Below are 17,860 nucleotides of genomic sequence, written 5' to 3'. Positions count from 1 at the left end.
CCGAGGCTTACGGAAAAGATGCGTTTCGTCTGTGAGAGCTGCCGCGCGCAGTACATGATCAGCGACGACAAGGTTGGCCCCAAGGGGGTCAAGGTTCGCTGCAAGAAGTGCGGCCACACCATCACCGTGCGCCCCGCGGGCGCGCCGGCCGCGAAGGAGTCGGCGCCGGAAGCCGCTCCCGCGTCCTCCGCCGCGGATTCGTCCGCCGCGTCCATGCCGGCGTCGCTCGGCACTCCGCCCGAGGGCGGCCTCTTCACGGACGTGGAAGAGGACGAGATTGGCGCGGTCTTCGACCAGGTCCTCAGCTCCGGCACGCACAAGGTTCCGGCGGGCGAGGCGGCCGAGGCCGCGGCGCGTGAGGCCAGCGCGGAGAACGTGCGCAAGCTGGCCGAGGCCGAGGCCGAGCCCGCGAAGGAGGACGCGAAGTCCAACGCCGCCGCGCACGAGTGGTACGTGGCCATCGACGAGAAGCAGGTGGGCCCGTTCACCGTGGAGAAGGTGAAGGACCTGTGGGACCGCGGTGAGGTGGGCCCGGACAGCCTCTGCTGGCGCTCGGGCTTCAGCGACTGGATTCCGCTGTCGGAGACCGCGGAGCTGGCCTCGGTGCTGGCGCCGCGGCCGTCCAAGCCCGTCATCGTCGCGCCCGAGCCGGTGTCCACCTCGACGCCGACGGTGCAGGCCGGTCCGGTGCAGTCCGCGTTCAGCGCGGGCAAGGGCGCTCGGGGTGACAGCGCGCCGGCCTCCTCCTCCGAGGAGCCGATGGGCTGGAAGCCGTCCGCCGCCAGCGTGCTGGCCTCGCTGGTGAAGGAGGAGAACGACGCGCTCTCCAAGCCGCCGCCGACGCCCGCGCCCGCGCTGGGCCGCGAGCCCGTCTCGCAGTCGCGCCTCCTGGACGTGCCCATGCCGCCGCCGGAGCCGGTGTCCTCGCCGTCCCTGCCCGGTGCGGGTCCGATGATGGGCGCGCCCATGGCGCCCGCGGCGCAGATGCCCTATGGCGCGCAGCCCGGCGCGCCGTACCCGACGCCGCCCGTGCAGCAGGCGCCGTACGTGGCGCCCCCGCAGCAGTACGCGCAGCCCATGGCGGCGCCGTACCCGCAGCCGGGCTATCCGCCCGCGTACCCGCCCCCGGGCGGCGCGCAGGGTGGGGGCAAGAGCAAGACGGGCATGCTGGTGGGCGCGGCCGCGGCGTTCCTCTTCGTCGCGGGTGGCGCGGTGGTGTTCTTCGTCAGTGGCAACAACAACCGCTCCGACACGCCCGCGGTGACTCCGCCGGCGGCGGCCCAGCCGGCCGCCACGAACATGCCGCCCATGCCTCCGCCGCCGTCCGGTGTGGCGCAGAACACGCAGCCGGCGGCCCCCGCGGCGGCTCCCGGGACTCCGGCGACGGCGCCCGCGGCGGCCCCTGGGACGGCTCCGGGCGCGGCGGTGGCCGCGGCGCCGGGGACGACTCCGGCGGCGGCTCCGGGGACGGCTCCCGCGGCTCCGGCGACGCCTCCGGCCGCGGTGGCCGCGGCGCCCACGACGCCCCCGGCGACGGCGCCCGCGAAGCCGGCGGAGCCTCCGGCGGTGGCGAAGGTGGACCGCTCCGGGACGACGCGTCGTCCCGCGTCGGGGTCCTCGCGTCGCGAGGAGCCCGAGGAGCGTCCGCAGGTGGCGCGCGCGGAGCGTCCGTCCTCGAGCGACGGCGACGACTTCGACGAGCTGTTCGGCACGAAGAAGCCGAAGCAGGAGACGAAGCAGCCGGAGGCGCGGCCCACCGCGTACGTCCCGCCGGAGCCCGGCGGCGCCACGCCCGAGCGGCTGCAGCAGTCGGACATCATGGCGGTGGTGCTGGCCAACAAGCCGGCCATCGTGAAGTGCGTGAACGAGCAGAAGAAGAAGGACCCGGCGCTCAGCGGCAAGCTGGTGATGCGGTGGACCATCCAGACGAGCGGGAAGACCACGGCCGTCTCGTGCCGCACGGATGAGTTCCGCACCACCTACATGGCCACCTGCATCAGCGGGCTCATCAAGAGCTGGTCCTTCCCGAAGCACAAGAAGCAGGGCGAGCCCATCGACTTCCCGTTCACCTTCTGAGCGGGTGTGGGTGGTGTGTGGAGGGCAGGCGTGACGTGCGAGTCATGCCTGCCTTTTTTGCGTCAATTGTCTGCTTCTGTGAGCGCTGAATTTCCTCCGAAGCGGGGACGTCGAGTGGGGCGTCGACACTCGTTGACACGTCCGGACGAGCAGGACTAAAGCCGTGCCCGCTTCCAAGGACGTCGGGGTCTATGTGTAGAGGCCGGAGATCCCGCGCGACGTTCCCACTCAGGAGGAAGATTCCAAATGCAGCTTCGCAAGATGATGCTGGTGCTCACGGCGCTGGGCGCGATGAGCGGTTTCATGGCTGGTTGCGGCGACGACAACGAGGGCGGCGCCACCTGCACCACCAACGACGATTGCAACACCGAGACGGAGATCTGTCACCCCACTGCGGGCGTGTGCGTGCAGACGTGTACTGACGTCTCCGAGTGCCCGGAGTCCGCGCGCGGGTCGTGCGCCGCGGTGGGTGGCACGGGCCCCGATGCGGCCACGCGCGTCTGCAAGTGCTCCACGGATGAGCTCTGCAACGGTGGCTCGGACGCGGAGACCTCCGACCTGGTCTGCTCCGACCTCGATACCGTGTGCGTGCCGAAGTGCGGCTCCGACGCTGACTGCGGCAGCGGCCGCGTGTGCGACGTGGCCAGCGGCCAGTGCGAGGAGGAGGACACCGGCCCGGCGACCTGCTCCGGCGAGGCCCAGTCCACCTGCGCCTACGGCGAGTTCTGCAGCTCTGGCTCCTGCGCCGAGGTTCCGGCTCCGACTTGCCCGAACCTGTCGGGCAAGCCGGCCGCCAACTTTGACCCGGCCACCGGTACCGGCAACATCATCTACAACGTGACGAAGGAGATCTTCGGTGGCGCCTGCGGCTCGGACACGACCGCCCAGACCGTCAAGGCCCGCGTCTCGTTCTACTCGAAGAGCGGCACCCTGCCGACCACCAAGGAGGGCCTCAACGGCTTCTTCTACGTGCGCACCAACGGTAGCGAGCTGAACGGCGTGCCGCTCAGCAACGGCTACCAGCGCTCGTCGGATGGTCGCAGCGCGTCCCTCTCCGTCAATCTCTGCACGAGCGCCTCCGACAGCCAGATCGTCCTCGGCTTCTACTTCACGGGTGGCAACGGCTACTGCGCCACCCTGACGAAGTAACCGAGCAGGCGTGCGGCCCCCTGGGGCCGTTTCAGGCCCCACTCCCAGTTATTGGGCGTGGGGCCTCGTCATTTGGCCCGCCCCGGGCCGGAGGCCTCCGGTAGGGGTGTCCTGAGCAGCATTGAATTAAATTGGGCTCCTGGCGTTCGTATGCTTGGCGTATCGAGGCGCCGTTGAGTTCCTGAAGGAAGGAAGACCATGTTCAAGAACGTGTCGTTCCACGTCGTTGCTCTCTCTCTCGCGCTTGGCATTCCGGCCGTTGGGGCCGCCGCAGACCAGAACGGGGAGATCCAGCTTTCCTGCCCGGCGGGAACCAAGCAGTTCGGCGGCCGAGCGACCATGACGGACCGGGGCGTCTTCTGCGTGAAGCAGAAGACCGAGCAGCACCTGCCCGTCGCCCACGGCCCCTACGTCAGCTACCACGCCAACGGCCAGAAGAAGGCCGTCGGCCAGCACGCCAACGGCGCGCAGTCCGGCGTGTGGTCCTTCTTCGACGAGAACGGGGTGAAGACCGAGGAGATCGAGTTCTCGGGTGGCAATTACCACGGTCGCCGGACGCAGTTCTTCGTCACTGGCCAGAAGAAGCTCGTGGATCAGTGGGTCAGCGGCAAGCGTGAGGGCACTGCGGTGGCCTTCGCCGAGAACGGCCAGAAGGTGAGCGAGGTCACCTACAAGGCGGGTCACCCCGTCAAGTAGCACGACGGGTCCCAGGCGACCGGGTCATCCCCTGGCCGCTCGGCAGTACAGAAGGCCCTCTCCCCAACGTGGGGTGAGGGCCTTCGTACGTTCCGGGGCCTTTCCCCTGGAGTTGGGCTCGGCTAGGAAGCCCAGTGTGAAGGCGCCTTCCCTCACTCCCGTCCTGCCCGACATCCCCATCCCCACGGTGGAGAGGATGGGGCTGCGCGAACTGGAGCGCATCCGGCTCATCCTCCGCGGCGGCTCGGTCATCGACTGGCGCCGGATGCACTTCCAGAAGCGCGACGAGGTGGACAACTTCCTGCGCCTCTACGGTCTCGACGTCTCCCGGCCCTACGACGAGGCCTGGGCGCGCGGAGTGCTGGCCGAGGCGGTGGAGTACCTGCGCAAGACGTTCAACTACCGTGTCGCGGACGCGGTGGCGCAGCCGGAGGAGATTCACGACCTGTTCCTCTTCGCCTCGGGCGCGAAGGGCTCTCCGCGCCACCGCCGCATCGCCTGCGTCGTGCTGAAGGTGATGCACGTCATCCAGCACATCGAGGGGCGGGACCTCCTCTTCCGCCTCCCGGTGTCGGAGGCGGAGCTGGCGGAGCTGGTGATGGAGAAGGTGCTCAACGTCGCGCAGGAGATGCAGGCCAAGGGGCTGCCGGTGGTGGAGTTCGCGCACTCCATCAAGACGCGCGACTCGCTCATCACCAAGCTGCTGGCGAAGAAGGAGACGGTGGCGGCGCAGGTGTATGACCGGACGCGCTTCCGTGTGGTGACACGGAAGCGGGAGGACCTGCTGCCGGTGCTGTACTACCTCACGCAACGGCTCTTCCCCTTCCACCTGGTGGTGCCGGGCCAGACGGAAAACACCCTCATCCCGTTCAAGTCGGTGCTGGCGGAGAACCCCCACTTCGAGGCGCATACCTCGCAGCTCCACCTGGACCGCGATTACGAAGACCGGGAGGACCGGGGCGGCAACGCCTTCTCTGGGAACACCTACCGGGCGCTCAACTTCGTGGTGGACATCCCGGTGCGCATGGACGCGTACCTGCCGCCCCCGGAGCAGGACACGCGGCAGCGCAAGGGCCGCATCGTCATCTCCCTCGTGGAGTTCCAGATGGTCGATGAGGAGACGGCCCGCATCAACGAGCTGGGGGAGAACGCGCACGAGGCATACAAGCGCCGCCAGAAGCAGCGCGTGCTCAAGCGGCTCAGCCAAGGACTGGTCGTGCCGCGCAAGGAGTGACGACTCGGCAAAATCACGAGTACCTGACACGGCTCCCGACGCCAGGTACTCGCTCGTCCCCTACGCTACTCGTTGAGCTGGCTGACAAAGATGCTTGGAGCCGTGCCGTCAGTTTCGGTCCAGGCCACGATGGGACGACCGTCTCGGCCAATAGCCAGAGAAGGGCTATGCCCAGGCGTACTTGCCCCTGTACGAGCACTCAGTGGTGCGCCAATGGACTCCCAGACGTCACCAGTGCGCCGGTGAACCAGGATGACCTGCTCCGGTGAAACGAAGCCGCTCCACGCAAGCACGGGTCGCCCATCCTCTCCCATTGCGAGCGCCGGCCGAGTATTGGATGTCGATCCGGAACTCACGAGGACTGGAGATGCCCAACTACTCCAAAGCCATTGGGTGAAGTAAATCTTGGATTGGGTGACATTCGAGGCAGGCACCTCATTCCATGCTACCAGCGGTGCGCCTTCTCCGTTGATCGCGATTGAGGCATGATCCGCCGATGAGTTTTCCGAGCCAGCGAGGAGCCTGACTCCCAATTGCTCGGCGTGATTCTTCAGCACGACGACAGCCCGCCTCTCGATGGAGCCGAAGTAGGAATTGACGGCTGTGAACGAGTTGGCGCCATGACTGGAAACCGCGGTTGGGCGTCTGCTGAACTGTTCCGCAGTTGTATGGACGTTGAGCGCGGTCCAACTGGAGGCACCAGGTGCCAGGTCGAAAGCTCGCACCTCGAGGTTTGACCCGTTGAAGTACTCAGCAGAGAGCTGGATGGCCCCACTCTGGAGTGCGGTCAGTCTTGGGGCGCTGACATATGTCTCACTGCCTCCTCTTAGCGGGAGCGTCGGAAGCGGTTCCCAGGCTCCATTCTTGAAGGCGCGAACATAGATGTTTTTTTCAACGCCCGTATTGGTGCTCTCGCTCCAGGCGGCGATAATTTGACCGAGCGGAGTGACCAAAATATCTGGCTGGCTAGCGTCCGTCCCCGTCGCAGGCAATGCGCTCAGGGGGGACCCCATGGGAGTCCAAGTGGCTCCATTCCATTGCGATACATGGACGTTCTTCGTGGTGCCATCCGACTCTGTCCAGACCATGATGGGGCGGCCAGTGGAGTCGAGTTTCATCACGACGTCCTCGGTCGGCGTTGCTCCTGGATGCGCATGGATGGCACTTCCCAGCGAGAGCCATGCCGGAACTGTGAAGGTCCAGATGTCATTGACCTCCAAGGGGTTGCCAGCCAGATCCGTGATGGGCTGCCCATTGGTGCCCAGCCTCACGATCATGGTGCTCGGCGCTGGCAGGGGCGCCGCTGGGGTAAGCGTCAAACGCCGTCCATCTTCCGAAAGAGACACGAACCGGGCGATCTCCACACCTCCACCTGCTGTCAGTGTGACAGAAGAGGAAGTCACTGTCGTGGACATGAGCGGCTCGCTGAACGTCACGCCCAGGATGGCTCGAACGCTCACATTGCCATCGTGTTGAACGGGCACCCGGGCTTCGACTTTGGGCGCGGTGCGGTCAACAATCACAGTACGTTCGAACGACGAGAAGACCTGAGTACCTCGAATTGCGTGGGCAGAGATGTGGTACTCACCTTCGGTGACCTGTGTCGTGTCCCATGAGTAGGTAAACGGGGGGGCCGTCAGGCGTACCAAGACTTCCTCGTCGCTTCTCAACTCCACGGCCTCGGCTGTGCCGCCTTCCACCGTGACTTCGAGTTCCATGGCGCCTTTCACATGGCGTATTGCCTCACCGGGCGCGGTCCAGCGCACCAGGAGGTCTCCGGGCTTGGCGACACTGAGTCCAATGGAGGCATCATGATGCAAGCTGCCTGAGACAGCTCTTACGGTCAGCGTTCTGCTGCCAGGTTCAGCGTTGGTCGAAACAGCAACCCTGAGCGTCGCTGTCGTAGTTCCTGCTGCGATGCTCACAGGTTGGGCGGTCACACCCGCTGGTGCAGCTAGAAGGCTGATGTTCACGCTCTCGGCGAATCCTCCCGTGCGCACGATGGACAGCTGGAAATCCTTCGTCTCACCTTGGAACATGGACTCCTGGTGTGGCGAGACAACGAGCGTAAAGCTGGGATTCGGAGCAGCCCCACCATCCGGGGGAGGCCCCGCGTCTGGTGGGAATTGGGCGCCTGCATCCGCCCCAACATCAGGAGGATCCACCACTTCCGGAACATCGATACACGCCGACGTCACGAACAGCAGCGTCAGTGAAACGAGGAGTAGGAGTCTGGGCATACCGGCACGCATCGCAAAAGGCGTTCCACGCCGCCTCTCCTGAAGCGTTGGGGCGTCTCTCGCCCCGGGGCCCTCGCGACCTGCCGGCCCTCTCTCATGGGCCGGGCCTCCTCGTCATCTCCCATCGCCCATCCAAGCCACGGGACGGGGGGTCCATCCCAAGAGACCACTCTCCGGAAACACGAACGCCCGCGGCCCCGGTAGACACCGGGACAGCGGGCGTGGGCACCACAGGGGCGTGAAGCCGCCAGCTACTTCTTCTTGCGGTTCTTCTTCTTGTTTTCCTTCTCCCGCTTGCGGCGCTCCTTGATGGCGTCGCGGTCCTCGGGCTTGGTGCCGGCGGAGGGAGGCGCGTAGCCCATGAGGCGGGCCTTGGCCATGGCGGCCTGGCCCATGGGCGGGGTGTAGCCGGGGGCCACCTGGGGCATCTGCATGGGCATGCCCATGCCGGGCATCCCGCCACCCATCATCTTCTCCATCATCTTCGGGTCTCCGCCGAACATGCTGGAGAGGTCCATGTTCTTCATCTGCGACAGCTGCCCCAGTTGCTTGAAGCCGGGGATGCGGCCCAGCAGGCCCGGGTTCTGGCCGATGGTGCCCATCACCTGCTGCATCATCCCGAACTTCTGCAGCAGCTCGCGCACGTCCTCCACCTTGCGGCCGGAGCCCTTGGCGATGCGCTGGATGCGGCTGTTGTTGATGAGGTCCGGGCGCAGGCGCTCCTTGGCCGTCATCGAGTCGTACATCGCCTCGATCTTGGTGAGCTCCTTCTCGTCCGGGTTGAGGTGCTCGGTGAGGTCGCCGAAGAGGGGGAACTTCTCCAGCAGGTCCTTGAGCGGCCCCATCTTCCGGACCATGCGGATCTGCTCGACGAAGTCCTTCATCGAGAACTGGCCGGACAGGAGCTTCTTGGCATCCTCCTCGGCCTTCTTCTCGTCGACGACCTTCTCGAAGTCCTTCATCAGGCCGACGATGTCGCCGAACCCGAGGATGCGGCCCGCGAGGCCATCCGGGCGGAACTCCTCCAGCTTGTCCATCGACTCGCCCATGCCGAGGAACTTGATGGGCTTGCCGGTGACTTCCTTGATGGAGAGCGCCGCGCCGCCGCGGGCGTCACCGTCCAGCTTGGTGAGGATGAAGCCGTCGAGCCCCAGGCGCCGGTCGAACTCGGCGGCGGTGCGCACGGAGTCCTGGCCAATCATCGCGTCGCACACCAGGAGGATCGTGTCCGGGTGGACGTTGGACTTGATGGACTCCAGCTCCGTCATCAGCGCCTCGTCGATGGCGAGGCGGCCGGCGGTGTCGATGAGCACCACGTCGCACTTCTGCTCACGGGCGGCGGCGTAGCCGCGCTTCGCGAGCTCGGGCGGCTGGAGGCCGGGCTCGTGGTAGACGGGGACCTTGAGCCGCTCGCCGAGCACCTTGAGCTGGTCGACGGCGGCCGGACGGTAGATGTCCGCGGCGACGAGCAGCGGCTTGCGCCCCTCCTTGAGGAGCCGGTTGGCGAGCTTGCCCGTGGTGGTCGTCTTACCGGAGCCCTGGAGGCCCACCATCATGATGCCGGACAGCTGGCCCTTGGGCTTGAGCGCGAGGCTCGTGTCCACGGGGCCCATGAGGGCCTCCAGCTCGTCGTGGCAGATCTTGATGAAGTGGTCCATCGCGCTGACCTTGCGCTTCTGGCCAGCCTTGTCGGTGAGGGTCGTCTGGACCACCTCACCGACGGCCTTCTCGCGGACGCGGGCGACGAACTTCTTCACCACGTCGAAGGCGACGTCGGCCTCGAGGAGGGACACGCGGATGTCGCGGAGCGACTCGTCGACCAGCTCCGGGGTGAGCTCACTCTTGCCGGCGAGGCGGTTCTTGGCGGAACGGAAGCCCTTGGTGACGGTCTCAAGCATGGGGGGCGCTTTATAACAGGGTAGGGCGAGATGCGACGGCGGAGCGCATCCGGGCCGTCGAACAGTGGAGAGATGGGCCCGAGGACCCCCGCAACGGAGCGGAACAAGCCTCGGGGCCTGGAAACATCAACACTCCTGCGGGGTTGGGGCATCCCCGGTCCCCCTGCGCCCGGGCACCGGGCACCGGCCGCGAGCGCGTCCTCCTTGACGCCCGCCGCCCTGGCGAAAGAGAGCAAGCCGGCGACCCACCGGAGACCTCTCCCCTCTGGCCACCCGAGCACCCGCCAGCCGCCCCCCCTGCTCTGAGACTCTCCGTGCGCTGACATGGCGCGGCATCGGGTGCGGGCCTCCGCGCGGACGTCGTCCGGCCTCGCGAAGGGAAGTCCCAGAGTCCCCTGCTCGGCCACTCTGATGGCCTGGCGTTGCTTGCATTCAAAACATGTTTTGGGGAGCATCCCGCCCTCCTCGGATTGTCGAGGTTCGAGAAATTCTCGGACCCCGGAGAGGCTCGTGGTGCGCAACGGTCTTGAGCAGGTGGTCCTCGCGCCGGGGTTCCGGCACGTCCAGGGGCAGGCATGGGCGCCGGGGGCGCTCCACCCGCTGACGGCGGTTTTCCCGTGCAGGTGCGCCTCATGCCGGTGAGTCCGCCGGTGGACGAGGCGCTCGATGCCATCCTCGAAGGTGATCCAGCGGGGGTCTACGCCCGCATGGATGGGGCCACGCGCGAGCGGTACCGCGCGGCCTGTGCGGAGCTGGCGGCCCGCTCGGGGCGCACGCCCTCCCAGGTGGCTCACGAAGCGGTCCGGTGGAGCGCGGAACGTGACGTCGCGGCCCCCCACGAGCGGCATGTGGGCATGGCGCTGCTCGCGGAGGGTCGGCCGGGGTTCGAGGCCCGCCTCGGCTGTCGTATTCCGGTGACCACCCACCTCGTCCGGGCGCTGCGGCGGCATTCCGCGGGGGCCTACGTGGGCTCGCTCGTCGTGCTCACGGCATCGGTGCTCCTGGGGGTGGAGCGGCTCCTCGCGGCCCGGGACGTCGACCTGTCGCACCGGCTGATCCTGGTGGCCCTCCTGGTGCTGCCCGCGCTGGAGTTGCTCCAGGACATCGTCGACTCCGTGCTCGAGCGCATGGTGGAGGGCGCCCCGGGGTTGCCCAGGCTGGACCCCGGGCGGGTCTTCGCTCCGGAGACGCGGACCCTGGTCGTCACGCCGCTGCTGGTGGCGAGCGCGGAGGACATCGATGCGCAGCTCCGCCGCGTCGAGATCAATGCCCAGGGCAACGACTCGCCGGAGCTGTTCTTCGCACTGCTGACGGACTTTCCCGATGCGGCGGAGCAGGTGCTCCCGGGAGAGTCCGAGCTGCTGGAGCAGCTCGAGCGAGGCATCCGCGAGCTCAACGCACGGCATGGACACCTCCAGCAGCCGCGCTTTCTCTGGCTCCATCGCGAGCGGCGGTGGAACCCGGTGGCCCGCCGCTGGATGGGGTGGGAGCGCAAACGCGGCAAGCTGGAGGAGTTCAACCGGCTCGTGCTGGGGGCGGACGACACGAGCTACACCGGCCCCGTTCCGGAGCTCGTCCGCACCATCCGGTACGTCATCACCCTGGATGCCGACACGCACCTCATCCCCGGAAGCGCGGCCCAGCTGGTCGCCACGCTCCACCATCCGCTGAACCAGGCACGGTTCGACGCGAGTGGCCGCCGGGTCATCGCCGGCTACTCCATGCTCCAGCCCTCGCTGGAGAACGGGCCCTCCAGGGCCGTCTGGCTGTCGACGGGGGGCTGGCCGGTGTCACTCGTCCGGCAGCGGGGGCGCATCCAGCCCAGCCTGACCCAGGCCGCCTTCGGCGTTGGCGAGTTCCTGGGCAAGGGCGCCTATGACGTGGCCGCCTTCTCCCGCGCCCTCGAAGGACGTATCCCCGAGAACGCCATTCTCAGCCACGACAAGCTGGAGGGGATGTTCGCGCGCGTCGCGTTCGTCCACGACATCCGGCTGTTCGAGGGCTTCACTCCGGACCTCGCGGGCGCCGGCCGCATCTGGCACCGCTGGATTCGTGGCGACTGGCAACTGCTGCCCTGGCTGCTGCCGTGGGTGCCGACCCGCGACGGACGATGGGAACGCACCTCGCTGTCGGTCCTGGACCGCTGGAGGCTGCTGGCCGACCTGCGCAGGAGCCTCACCTTCCCAGCCCCCCTGCTCGTGCTCACCTATGGCTGGCTGTGGAGCCCCGGGGGCAGCAGCGCGTTGGACTGGACGCTCGGCACGATACTGTGGCTCTGCCGCCGCCCGCTCTGGCAGGGCGTCCGCCACATGTTGTGGAGGGTGTCTGGAAGCTCCTCGCTCAAGGAGGCCCTGCGCATCGTGGTATTCGGGGCCATCGGCACCTTGCGCGGCTCGCTGATGACGCTGGCGATCCTGCTTCCGTTCACCGGCATCGTGATGGACGCCATCATCCGCGCGCTCTACCGGCTCGGCGTGGACCGCACGCGCATCCTCGATTGGACGACGCACGCGCAGACGAGCCGCAAGGTGCGGACCGTGTCTTCGCTGAGGCTCCCGGAGGTGTGGGGGACCGCGGTGCTGACCCTGGTCCTCGCGGGCTCGCTGGCATGGAAGAACCCGGGCGCGCTCGTCTGGGCCGCCCCGATGCTCATCGCGTGGGCGCCCCTGGTGTTGTTCTCCCGCCGGGAGCGGCCCTCGCTTCCACCGGCGGCCCCGTCCGTGGAGGGACTCCGGGCGCTGGGGCACAGGTGCTGGGAGCGTTACGAGCAGGCGCCTCGGGAGGCGGCCGTCCCGCCCGCCCCGACGGATGCCGCTCTGTGGCTCCTGGCACCGCTGAGCGCATACCACCTGGGGGCTCTGTCGCTCGGTGCGCTCGTCGACCGGCTCGAGTCGGCGCTGACCTCCGTCGAGGCTCTGGAGCGCCATCGCGGGCACCTCCTCGTCACCACCGCCGGCGAGCGTGGCGCGGCGCACACCGGGCGCGTCTCCACGGCGGAGAGCGGGATGTGGGTTTCCGCGCTCATCGTCATCGAGAGCGCCCTTCGTGCCGCACGGGGCGCCTCGAGACCCGGCGGCGCGGCGGTGGCGAAGAGCCAGGGCGGGGAAGCGCTGCTGAACCCGCGCCTCGAAGCCCTCGAAGCCAGGGCCCGGACCCTGCGGGAAGAGGTGGACTTCCGGCTGCTCCACGACGAGAGCACGGGGCTGCTGCGCGTGGGGTACGACGCCAGCGACCTGTCGCGGGACGAGGCGTGTCACGAGCGACTGGCCTCGCCGTCGCTGCTCGCCAGCTTCGTGGCCATCGCGCGGAAGCAGGTTCCGCTCCAGCACTGGACGGAGCTCCTCTCCAGGGATGGGAAGGTCCGGCAGGCTGGGGCGCCTCCCTCGACTTCCGCCGCCGCGGCCGAGCAGCTCCTGCCCACCCTGTTCATCTGGTTCCCTCCGTCGACGTTGCTGGGCGAGGCGGCGCTGGCCGCGGCCGGCGCGGCGCTCGAGCCCGAGGCGCCGCCACATCTCCTGGCGCTCGCGCTCCGGCGCGTGCCGGGGCTCACCTCCGAGGCGCTCCAGCGCAAGGTCGAGGCGGTGTCCATGGGGACGCCCCGGGAGTGGGGGCTGGCCCTCCTGGCCGTGACCAACCTGGCGTGTGACGAGGTCCTCATCCATCACTTCCACCACCACTGGCAGCTCGCCTGGGTCGAGGCCTTGATCTACGAAACGAAGGACATGCCATGAGCGCGCGGGAGCCGGCGGCGAAGCCGGAGAGCGAGGTCCTGCGGGAAGGCCGGCTGGCCGCGCTCAAGAACATCGGGCCGGTGTTGCGCATGGTGTGGGAGTCGGGCCCCCGCACCGTGGTCGCGCACCTCGTGCTGCGCACGCTCTCGGCGCTGACGCCCCTGGCCATCCTGGTCGTGGCGCGGTGGATCATCGACGACGTCGTGGCCACCGCGGCGTCGGGGAAGGTGATGACGCAGCGGCTGTGGGGACTGGTCGCGCTGGAGTTCGGGCTCGCCGTGCTGGCCGCGCTCCTCAACCGGGGTATCGACTACCTGAGCGTCGTGCTCCGGGAGAACTACACGCGGTACGTGAGCCTCCGGCTGATGGAGCAGGCCTCGAGGCTGGACCTCGCGACCTATGAGGACCCGGCCTTCTACGACAAGTTGGACCGGGCGCGGGTCCAGGCCACCGACCGGCTGGTGATGGTCTCCGCCATCGCTCGCTTCCTCCAGCTCGCCGTGACGGCGGTGAGCCTCTGCCTGGGCATCCTGGTCTTCTCCCCGTGGATCCTCCTCAACATCGTCGTGTGCGTGGTGCCAGCGGCGCTGGGCGAGGCGTACTTCGGAGCCCGCGTCTACGCGCTGAACTTCCTCCACACTCCCAAGCGGCGTGAGCTGGACTATCTGCGGCACCTCGGAGCGAGCAAGGAGAGCGCGAAGGAGCTGAAGATCTTCGGGCTGAGCACGTTCCTGATGCGCCGGTACGAGACGCTCTCCCGGGAGATTCTGGACGACGTCGTCTCACTGTCCGCCCGGGCGCTCACCGGCCTGTCACTGCTCTCGGTGGTGGCTTCGCTCGGCTACTACGGCTCCTACGCGTTCGTGATCTACCTGGCCGCGCGCGGGGAGCTGAGCGTGGGCGAGCTGACGTTCCTCGCGGCGGCCATCGCGGGCGCGAATCGGACGTTCCAGGAGCTCTCCGTGACGGCCGCCGGCATCGCGGACCAGTCGCTGTACACCCGGGACATGCTGTCGTTCTTCGCGCTCCAGCCGGGCATCCGCTCCGGTCCCCGCGCCCTGCGGGTTCCGCGGCCCATCCGCCAGGGGCTCGAGTTCCGGGACGTCACCTTCTGCTACCCGGGCCGCTCCGAGCCCATCCTCCAGGGCGTCAGCTTCCATCTCGCGCCGGGGGAGCGCATCGCGCTCATCGGAGAGAATGGCCAGGGCAAGACCACCATCGTGAAGCTGATGATGCGGCTCTATGACCCGACGGCCGGGCAGATCCTCCTGGATGGGGTCGACCTGCGAGAGTACGACCTGGACGATTTGTGGCACGAGGTGGGCGTCATCTTCCAGGACTTCGCCCGCTACGAGATGACGGCCACCCACAACATCGCCGTGGGCCGCATCGAGCGGCGTGACGACCAGGCGCTCATCATGAACGCGGCGCACAAGAGCCTGGCGAACACGGTCATCGAGCGGCTGCCGCTCGGCTACGAGCAGATGCTCGGGCGCCGCTTCGACGGCGGGCTCGACCTGTCCGGCGGCGAGTGGCAGAAGATCGCGCTCGCGCGGGCCTACCTGCGGGACTCGCAGATTCTCGTGCTGGACGAGCCGACCGCGGCGCTCGACGCCCGGGCGGAGCTGGACGTCTTCAACCGCTTCGGCGAGCTGTCGGCCGGGAAGATGGCGGTGCTCATCTCCCACCGCTTCTCGACGGTGCGGATGGCCGACCGCATTCTCGTCCTGGAGGGAGGGAAGATCGTCGAGGAGGGGCCGCACGACCGGCTCGTCGCCTCGGGCGGCCGCTATGCGGCGATGTACGAGCTGCAGGCGGCCCGCTACCGCTAGGCCCCCGCGGGCAGGGCGTCCACCGCCTGCGCGCGGGCGGGTGAATGCGCGCGCATGCACAGCTCGCACAGCACGACCACGCCCAGCAGCTTGCCCACGGAGATCCACGGGAGGACCGAGGCGACGAGGTGCTGATTCAGCGCCGGCGCCACGGCCATGAACAGCCCCAGCGGGAACACCATGCACGCGTAGGGCACGCCGAACCCCCACCGCGAGGTGCCGCCGTGGGCCGCGAGGACCGCCGCGGGGAGCACCAGCACCAGGTGGTGCTCCCAGGAATAGGTGGTGACGATGGAGGCGATTCCGAGCAGCGCGGCCAGCGCCGCGTGGGGCGCACAGCCCCTGCGCACCCAGCGGCCCCAGCCGAGCAGCAGCAATGCCGTCACGGCCAGCGAGCCGAGCTTCGCGATGCCCGCGGGACGAAAGCCGTCCGGCCCCGGCCAGATGTGGCTGAGGATGCAGACCACGGAGTGGTTGTACTCGGAGGTGATGGGCACCCACAGCCCCAGCCCCTTCAGGTCACCCGCCGCGAGGCCCAGCAGCTTCTGTGCGTAGTAGGCGAACTGCACGTCCAGGCCGACCAGCGGTAGCGTCAGCACCGACAGGCCCACCGCGGCGAAGGCGGCCGCGACCAGGGGGCGCCAGTTGCGCATGACCACCCAGTAGAGCAGGAGCAGGGCGGGAACCACCTTGATGACGGCGGCCACGCCGAGGAGCGCGCCGGCCCATTGGGGACGCCGCTCCGCCACCACCATGGCGCCGAGCGCTGGCAGCAGGAGCAGCAGGTTCGCCTGTCCCCAGATGAGGTTGTCCCAGAGGGGGAAGAAGGTGGCCACCACCAGCGCCGCCAGCTTCCAGTCCACGCCCCACGACCGCCGCATCAGGAACAAGGCCCCCAGCAGCAGCAGCGCGTTGAGGGCGAACATGGCGAAGTAGCCCGCCTCCATGGGCAGCGCCAGGCTCCACACCAGCGTCAGCAGGAAGGGCGGCGGGTAGAAGAACGGAGGAAGGGGCAGGCCGCTGAACTGCCGCAGCTGCTCCAGCTCGTAGGGGTTGCCACCCTCCAGCGCCAGTCGCAGGGCGTAGTAGTACGCGCCGAAGTCACCGCGGGCCTCGGCCATGGGCGGCGGCATGAGGAACAGGCTGAACAGGAGCGGTGGCAGCAGGTGAAGGGCGGCCGCCAGCGCCAGGACGCCCCATGGCAGGGTGGCTGTCCTCCCCGAGGGCTTGGGGCTTCCAGTGAGCGGAGCGGCGGCCGGGGGCGCGTGCGGAGGAGGCGTCATCCCGCCGGAACATAGCCGCCCCACCTGGGCCGGAACAGCGGCCCCGCCGCGAGGTACGGCGGGGCCGGGCGTCTACTCGAAGCAGGCGGAGCTCAGGCTCCTGGCAGGAGGTCGGTGGGCCCCATGAGCCGCTCCGCGGTGAGGCCTCGGGCCCGGGCCTCGGTGAGCAGCCGGTCCGACTCCTTCATGCGCGGGGCGTCCGGGGGGCTGGGCGGGCCGATGATGTGCTCCAGCCAGGGCTCCAGCCCCATGGCGTAGTTGTACAGCCGCGAGGCGCCCACCAGCTCGAGGATGCGCAGTCCCTCGTTCGCGTTGCTGCCGCGGCAGCGCCGGTTCTTCTCCATCTTGCGGTCGCGCTTCTTGGGGAAGAGCGCCTCGAGCGTCCAGGTGTGCGGGGCGCCTTCCGTCTCGGTGTTCATGAAGACCGTCTGGATGGGGCCGAGGTTCTGGCGCATGTCCCGGTAGACGGCGTCATCCACGCACATGGAGTCGGCGGCGAAGAGGAGCTGCTGCTTGCCGGTGCGCACCACGTACGAGGACTTCGCGTGGCCGACGTCGCCGTGCTCGCCGAGGAAGGGAACCGCGATGAGCTCACCGTCGGGCAGGGGGACGGACTCGTAGCTCTCCAGCTCCAGCACGTTCTGGAACCCCATCGAACGGGCCAGCAGCTTGGGGGAGTAGTCACCCACCAGGAAGCCGTTGGAGCGCGGCACCACCAGATGACCGATGCGGTGACGCAGCCGCAGCAGCGTGTCGATGGCGAGGTGGTCCGGATGGCTGTGGGTGATGAGGGCGTAGTCGATGCGCGGCGGCAGCTCGTGGAACGTGAGCCGCGGCATGCCGCCCTCGCTCGGGCGCGCGCTGATGACAGGGTCCACGAGAAGGGTGATGCCCTTCCACTCCACCAGCGCGCAGGCATGTCCCAGGTAGCGCACGCGCGGCCCCGGACCCTCCCACGGCGTGTACTTCGCGGGCGGCGCGTCGGTGAGCAGCGGCAGCAACTGCTCGTCACGGGTGACGGCGGGGCCCAGCACATCGCGCAGGTAGCCGAGCGGACGGGGCGACAGGTCCGTCTCGAAGAGGCGGCTGATGCGCTCCTCGGCGAAGGGAATGGCCCAGTCGATCTGCCCGGGCTCCATCAGGTAGGGCGTCGTGAAGAGGTGGGGGCGGCTGGCGTCCGACGCCAGCGGGAGCAGGCGCAGCGACTGGAGCTGCGGCTTGTGGTGGTTGCCACGGTACAGCGCGCCCTCCATCACCCGGACGAAGGGACGGTTGATGTAGTCGTACGACAGCTCGACCATGCCCCGCAGCGGCTCGGGCAGCTTCTCGTAGAGGGGTTCGAGTGACTGGCCCTTCGCCTCATCCACCAGCCAGCCCTGGAACTCCTCGAGCGCCTCGGCCAGCCGCACCCGGTCGGCCTGGGCCTCCTGCATCTGCTGCAGCAGGGCCTTCACCTCGCCGGCCCGCTCGGAAGCGACGCCGACGAAGGTGCCACCGCTCAGGGCCGGATCCTTCGCGGCCCGCGCGTGGAAGTCGGGATTCTGGAGATAGCCCTTGAGCAGCGGCAGCTGCGACTTGTGCACGTGCAGGCTGGCCGGAATCGGGGCCACGGTCATCCACCACGCGGCCCAGCTCTGGACGAGCGGGGCAACGCAGGTGGGGTCTGCCAATCGGTAGAGGGTCTCGGACATGACGGGTCAGTGGGGAAGTGAGATGGGAAG

At 68.5% G+C, this 17,860-nt stretch carries 10 protein-coding genes; 6 read left to right on the top strand and 4 right to left on the bottom strand.

The features are described from left to right. The first annotated feature begins 18 nt into the window (after nt 1-18). From gltJ to HG543_RS12825, 4 genes are all read left to right on the top strand, one after another. The gene (gene gltJ / locus HG543_RS12840; RefSeq protein ID WP_169345024.1) at nt 19-2,076 is read left to right on the top strand and encodes an adventurous gliding motility protein GltJ; all 2,058 of its coding nucleotides are present in this window, start codon (nt 19-21) and stop codon (nt 2,074-2,076) included. 246 nt (nt 2,077-2,322) lie between these two features. Then, on the top strand, nt 2,323-3,225 hold the full coding sequence (locus tag HG543_RS12835) for a hypothetical protein (RefSeq protein ID WP_169345023.1): 903 nt from the start codon (nt 2,323-2,325) through the stop codon (nt 3,223-3,225). 198 nt (nt 3,226-3,423) lie between these two features. Next, nucleotides 3,424-3,921: a toxin-antitoxin system YwqK family antitoxin gene (locus HG543_RS12830; protein ID WP_169345022.1), complete on the top strand. Its 498-nt coding sequence runs from the start codon at nt 3,424-3,426 to the stop codon at nt 3,919-3,921. A gap of 136 nt (nt 3,922-4,057) precedes the next feature. Beyond that, nucleotides 4,058-5,155: a TIGR04552 family protein gene (locus HG543_RS12825; RefSeq protein WP_169345021.1), complete on the top strand. Its 1,098-nt coding sequence runs from the start codon at nt 4,058-4,060 to the stop codon at nt 5,153-5,155. A 65-nt stretch (nt 5,156-5,220) separates the two neighbouring features. Here the strand turns inward: HG543_RS12825 and HG543_RS12820 are convergent, their stop codons facing one another. Together HG543_RS12820 and ffh are read right to left on the bottom strand one after the other, a co-directional pair. After that, nucleotides 5,221-7,194 carry an Ig-like domain-containing protein gene (locus HG543_RS12820; RefSeq protein WP_169345020.1) on the bottom strand — a complete coding sequence of 658 codons (1,974 nt, stop codon included), beginning with the start codon at nt 7,192-7,194 and terminating at the stop codon, nt 5,221-5,223. A 452-nt stretch (nt 7,195-7,646) separates the two neighbouring features. Continuing rightward, nucleotides 7,647-9,293: a signal recognition particle protein gene (ffh, locus tag HG543_RS12815; protein WP_169345019.1), complete on the bottom strand. Its 1,647-nt coding sequence runs from the start codon at nt 9,291-9,293 to the stop codon at nt 7,647-7,649. A gap of 632 nt (nt 9,294-9,925) precedes the next feature. Here ffh and HG543_RS12810 point away from each other — a divergent pair. Together HG543_RS12810 and HG543_RS12805 are read left to right on the top strand one after the other, a co-directional pair. After that, nucleotides 9,926-13,024 carry a hypothetical protein gene (locus tag HG543_RS12810; RefSeq protein ID WP_169345018.1) on the top strand — a complete coding sequence of 1,033 codons (3,099 nt, stop codon included), beginning with the start codon at nt 9,926-9,928 and terminating at the stop codon, nt 13,022-13,024. Next, entirely contained in the window at nt 13,021-14,856 is a 1,836-nt protein-coding gene (locus tag HG543_RS12805) for an ABC transporter ATP-binding protein (protein ID WP_169345017.1), read from the top strand. Before HG543_RS12810 ends, HG543_RS12805 begins: the two co-directional genes overlap by 4 nt. On the opposite strand, the gene HG543_RS12800 is transcribed toward HG543_RS12805, so the two are convergent. After that, on the bottom strand, nt 14,853-16,139 hold the full coding sequence (locus HG543_RS12800) for a glycosyltransferase family 87 protein (RefSeq protein WP_169345016.1): 1,287 nt from the start codon (nt 16,137-16,139) through the stop codon (nt 14,853-14,855). The two genes, HG543_RS12805 and HG543_RS12800, sit on opposite strands and share 4 nt — an antisense overlap. 92 nt (nt 16,140-16,231) lie before the next feature. Continuing rightward, on the bottom strand, nt 16,232-17,830 hold the full coding sequence (locus HG543_RS12795; RefSeq protein WP_169345015.1) for an MBL fold metallo-hydrolase: 1,599 nt from the start codon (nt 17,828-17,830) through the stop codon (nt 16,232-16,234). Nucleotides 17,831-17,860: the final 30 nt, after the last annotated feature.

This window comes from Pyxidicoccus fallax (genome assembly GCF_012933655.1).
GTDB lineage: Bacteria > Myxococcota > Myxococcia > Myxococcales > Myxococcaceae > Myxococcus > Myxococcus fallax.
The sequence above is the reverse complement of the archived record's forward strand: the minus strand, read 5'-3'. Positions and strand labels throughout refer to the sequence as shown.

Bases quoted from the DNA above. Each gene is read 5' to 3' on its own strand.
- ffh (WP_169345019.1), bottom strand. From the start codon at position 9,293: ATGCTTGAGACCGTCACCAAGGGCTTCCGTTCCGCCAAGAACCGCCTC.
- HG543_RS12800 (WP_169345016.1), bottom strand. From the start codon at position 16,139: ATGACGCCTCCTCCGCACGCGCCCCCGGCCGCCGCTCCGCTCACTGGA.
- HG543_RS12820 (WP_169345020.1), bottom strand. From the start codon at position 7,194: ATGTTCCAAGGTGAGACGAAGGATTTCCAGCTGTCCATCGTGCGCACG.
- HG543_RS12795 (WP_169345015.1), bottom strand. From the start codon at position 17,830: ATGTCCGAGACCCTCTACCGATTGGCAGACCCCACCTGCGTTGCCCCG.
- HG543_RS12805 (WP_169345017.1), top strand. From the start codon at position 13,021: ATGAGCGCGCGGGAGCCGGCGGCGAAGCCGGAGAGCGAGGTCCTGCGG.
- HG543_RS12810 (WP_169345018.1), top strand. From the start codon at position 9,926: ATGCCGGTGAGTCCGCCGGTGGACGAGGCGCTCGATGCCATCCTCGAA.
- HG543_RS12835 (WP_169345023.1), top strand. From the start codon at position 2,323: ATGCAGCTTCGCAAGATGATGCTGGTGCTCACGGCGCTGGGCGCGATG.
- HG543_RS12830 (WP_169345022.1), top strand. From the start codon at position 3,424: ATGTTCAAGAACGTGTCGTTCCACGTCGTTGCTCTCTCTCTCGCGCTT.
- gltJ (WP_169345024.1), top strand. From the start codon at position 19: ATGCGTTTCGTCTGTGAGAGCTGCCGCGCGCAGTACATGATCAGCGAC.